This is a genomic window from Blautia sp. MCC269, from assembly GCF_018785655.1.
Classification (GTDB): Bacteria; Bacillota; Clostridia; order Lachnospirales; family Lachnospiraceae; genus Blautia_A.
Genome location: NZ_WQQE01000080.1, coordinates 1 through 4,221, shown reverse-complemented (window position 1 = coordinate 4,221; position 4,221 = coordinate 1). Strand labels below are relative to the sequence as shown.

Genomic DNA, 4,221 nt, shown 5'->3' with positions numbered 1-4,221 from the left:
TTCATTTGCATCTTTAAGCAGATTCTTAACTTTTTCTCTTGAATCCTCCGGTACTTTCATGTACTCCCACATAAATGCTACCACATCGGACGGTGTGTCTTTTTTAAGTGGTGGTAACTGAATATAATCATTGTTTTCGCTCATTTTCATATCCTCCTCACGATATAATAAAATCAATAATACGTTCTCTTGTCATGTCCAGTACAGTATCTACGAACACTCCTGCAAACAGGATCAGATACAGAATTACACTCAGCGAAAACAGAAATGCAACCTGTACCCAGTCATGGTAACAGTATGCAGTTGCTATAATCAACAAAGTGAATATAAACCCAAGGATCCCTCTGACAACCGCATAAGTCTGTACTGTCATCTTTACTGCCAGGCCGATCACAAAAAGGATCAGCCATACTGGCAGTAATAATATCTTCCCAGCAAATTTTAAAATAAACATGTGCACCTCCTATCTTACCAGTCCTGGCATATCATGGTTCACCTCTGCCTGATAATACCCGTTCATCGTTGACGGTGCATTAAACAGGGCTGCTAACAAATATTTCTTGATATTCTTCACCTTTGTGGTGTTACCACTCATACAGTGTAAGACATACTCGATATGTGAATAGGTCAACATCAGAAATTTTTTCTTCACCAGTGATGCCGGATACCAGTTGCTGGCAATCAATATCTTGTCGTTTTTACACATCACAGTCTCTACGATCAGGTTCACGATTTCATCTACCTGTCGCATATCGTCATGATGGGTTACTTCCAGTGATTCATAATCAATGGTCTCTTTGACAAGGTTTTCATAAGCCTGATAATCCTCAGAGTGATTATCGCTATCAAATCTTTTCTCATCCACAGATATGATATGATTAGATTTATTATCATTCATTTCAGTATCACTAAGATTAGTATTATTAGGGTTTGAAATGTAAACTTCTTGAAGTTTGTTTTCGGGACTTCTAGAAGTTTGATTTTGGGACTTCATGAAGTTTGAATTGTAAACTTCTGTAGATTCCTCATTTTCCACAGAAGTTTGTTTTTTAAACTTCTTTAATTCCTCTCCAAATTTTTTCTCATCTGTTTTCTCAGGCATAAAGGTTTTCACGTAGATAACGTTCACCTTTCCAAATCCCTGTCTGCGTTTCTCAATCAGACCAATCCCTGTTTCGTCATCCAGTTCTCTCATGGATTTAATGGCTTTATTTCTGCCACAGTTCAGTAATTCCATGATATCTTCGATGGAAAAGTAGATATATGCTCTGTTTTTGTCGTCAAACCACTGATTCTTGATGGAAAGAGACATTCGATCCAACATCAGTCCATATAAAATTTTAGCATCGCTCGATAAATCTTTAAAATAACTGTCTGTAAATAATGCTTTTGGTATGCGGTAGAAGCTGAACTGATCAGCTTCGGTACCGTAAAAATAATTAAATGTCATTTTTTTCTCCATAGTTTCCTCCTTTCATTTTCCGCTAAGAAGTCCTCTTTTTAAACTTCTTTGACTTTGTTTTCTTAGCATTTTCTATCCTTAACAGGACTGTTCCTGCATCCATTTTTCTAATAATGATTCAATCACCTGCTCCATATCTTTGGCTGTATAATCATCCGGAAAGTACTTTGTCAGTTTCTTTTCTGAGAAAGTAAGAGACCGGGATACTTTCTTTGCCATCACACAGTTATTGAAAATTGATAACATCTGGATCTGATTGATTGGTCCATCATTCAGCTGATTTCTGAGTGCTGCAATCTGTTTTGGTTTGATAAATCCTGTGTCGCAGATATATTCGTAAATCCATCCCTGTACTTCCTTATCGATGTAAGAGATATCTACAGCAACCGTGAATTGAAGCTTTTTGTTATCTACCAGATCAAGAAGTTCAGGAATCAATTCTGTCAGGCGAATGTAACGCTGAATCTGTTTAGAACTTTCTCCAACTTGCTCTGCTAATACATCCCTAGATACAGTTCCTATTAAATTCTGGTCATTTTGGCCAGAATTACTTTTTGGTCTTCCTGCTTGTCTTTTCATAGCTGCTAATTTCATCTTATAAGCAAAAGCTTTCTCACTCGGCAACAGTTCCTCTCGCTGAATGTTAGCGTCCACCATCGCCACAATGGCATCATCATCCGATAATTCTCTTACGATTGCCGGAATAGTCGTAAGTCCTGCAAGCTGTGCTGCATGCATTCTTCTGTGACCGGATACCATTTCATATTCTTCATTTTCATCCATGCGAAGCAGTACCGGAGTCAGTACTCCATTGATCTTTACACTTTCAACCAGATCCTGCATCTTTTCATCATCCAGCACCTTGAACGGATGATTCTTAAACGGATGGATCTTACTAATTTCTATCTCCATTGCTGACTCTTCATTTACCACACCAAGCAGTTCATCAATACTTGCCAGTTTAATCTTTTCGCCACTTCTATTTTTCATTACTCAAAACCTCCTGTGTCAATTTCATATATGCCTCGGCAACTTTTCCTTTCGGACAGTGCATGTAAATACTTTTTCCCTCTGCACTGGTCTCAGCTGCTTTTACAGACATCGGGATCACATTTTCAAATACTTCAATCTGGCTTCCGTAGGTTGTATGTACTCTCGATGCAATGTCTCTTGCGTAATTGGTTCTGAAATCTACCATAGTCAGGAGAATGCCCTCAATCGCCAGTTTCCGGTTCAGTCTTTTCTTTACTGTAAGAATGGTCTTGATCAGCTGCTGAAGTCCTTTAACAGGCAGATATGCGGCCTGTACAGGTATCAGCACAGAATCAGAGGAGACCAGTGCATTGATTGTCATCATACCAAGGCTTGGCATACAGTCGATCAGGATATAATCGTATCGGCATCTTATCGCATCGATATATTCCTTCATGATCATTTCTCTGCTCATAACATTTCCCATCGTTACTTCCAGGGCAGAAAGCTCAATATTTGCCGGAAGTAGATCTACATTTTCCTGGTGATGTAAGATACCATCTTCCAGAGAGATTTCTTCTTCGTTGATGACATCCATCATGATCGTTGCCAGTGTGATGCGAAGATCATCCGGTTCCTCATATCCAAGACTTGCTGTTAAACTTCCCTGTGGATCCGCGTCAATCAGCAACACTTTCTTACCTTCTCTTGCCAGTCCAATGCCTACATTTACGGTTGTGGTGGTCTTTCCAACGCCGCCTTTCTGGTTTACTACGGATATAACTTTACACATGATTTCTTCCTCCTTTAACTTTCCCATGATTCTTTTTTCCATAATTTCAACAGTGCCAGTATTTCCCGCTTCATCATTGCCGGTGTATAGGAATTCGGAAAATACTTATGTAGCTGTTCGTTTGTGAAAGCCACTCTTGTGATTTCACCCTTTTTAACCTCACACATGATTTCTTCCATCTTTTCCAGTGACAACTGCTTTTCTTTACTCATTTGCCGGATCCTCTGGGCCTGTGAGAGTGATGGGATTGCCTGTGCATACTCCATTGCTACAAGCAGTTCCTTTTGCTCTTTTTCACTTAATGCAGCTATCTCTACAGCCGGACAAAAAGAAATGATCTCATCATCCAGTTTCTGCAGCATTTCCGGTATCAGTTTTGTCAGTGAGATATAACGCTGCACTTGTTTTGGGCTATCACCACAATCTTCACTGATGATTTCTATTGCCCGCTTTCTTGGTGTTTTGTGGTCAACTTGGCTCTTTTTTCGACCACTTTTTCTTTTTAATACGTCATTCTTCAGTTTGTAAGCAAAAGCTTTTTCACTGTAGCTGATCCGTTCTCTGTGAAGATTAGAATCTACCATGCTTAAAATGGAATCATCTTCACTTAATACCCGGATGATTACTGGTACTTTACGGTATCCCAGTTTCTCCGCAGCATGTTTTCTTCTGTGACCGGATATGATCTCATAGTATCCATCCGGTACTGGTCTGACGATTAGCGGATTTAAAATTCCATACTTCTCAATGCTTTCCTGCAGAAGAAACATTTCCTTATCATCTTTTACTTGAAACGGGTGCTCTTTGAACGGACGAAGACGCTCAATCTCAATTTCTATGATTCTTTCTTCGTTTTCTCCTGATTGTCTGTTTGGCTCAGTCATCTTGACTCCTTTCCTCCAGGATTCAGAAAATAAAAAATGCCTGCCTGGAACTTTTATAGATAGTAAAGTTCCAAACAGACATTGCTGTTTGACCATTAGCTGTAGCTAAT

At 39.3% G+C, this 4,221-nt stretch carries 5 protein-coding genes; all 5 read right to left on the bottom strand.

Annotated elements, in window-relative coordinates:
• Positions 1–157: 157 nt before the first annotated feature.
• The 5 genes from GPK88_RS17230 to GPK88_RS17210 all read right to left on the bottom strand — a co-directional run bounded on the left by GPK88_RS17230 (position 158) and on the right by GPK88_RS17210 (position 4,207).
• Positions 158–454 carry a hypothetical protein gene (locus tag GPK88_RS17230; RefSeq protein WP_008708038.1) on the bottom strand — a complete coding sequence of 99 codons (297 nt, stop codon included), beginning with the start codon at positions 452–454 and terminating at the stop codon, positions 158–160.
• Positions 455–463: 9 nt separating this feature from the next.
• Complete coding sequence (locus GPK88_RS17225; RefSeq protein ID WP_117762204.1) at positions 464–1,462, bottom strand: replication initiator protein A; 999 nt, start codon at positions 1,460–1,462, stop codon at positions 464–466.
• Between the two features lie 78 nt (positions 1,463–1,540).
• Positions 1,541–2,452 (bottom strand): ParB/RepB/Spo0J family partition protein, encoded by a 912-nt coding sequence (locus tag GPK88_RS17220; RefSeq protein WP_015514764.1) that lies wholly within the window; start codon positions 2,450–2,452, stop codon positions 1,541–1,543.
• Positions 2,442–3,227, bottom strand: coding sequence for a ParA family protein (locus tag GPK88_RS17215; protein WP_055160152.1), 786 nt, complete (start codon positions 3,225–3,227; stop codon positions 2,442–2,444). Before GPK88_RS17215 ends, GPK88_RS17220 begins: the two co-directional genes overlap by 11 nt.
• 14 nt (positions 3,228–3,241) lie before the next feature.
• Positions 3,242–4,207, bottom strand: coding sequence for a ParB/RepB/Spo0J family partition protein (locus GPK88_RS17210; RefSeq protein ID WP_117762203.1), 966 nt, complete (start codon positions 4,205–4,207; stop codon positions 3,242–3,244).
• Positions 4,208–4,221 lie beyond the last annotated feature (14 nt).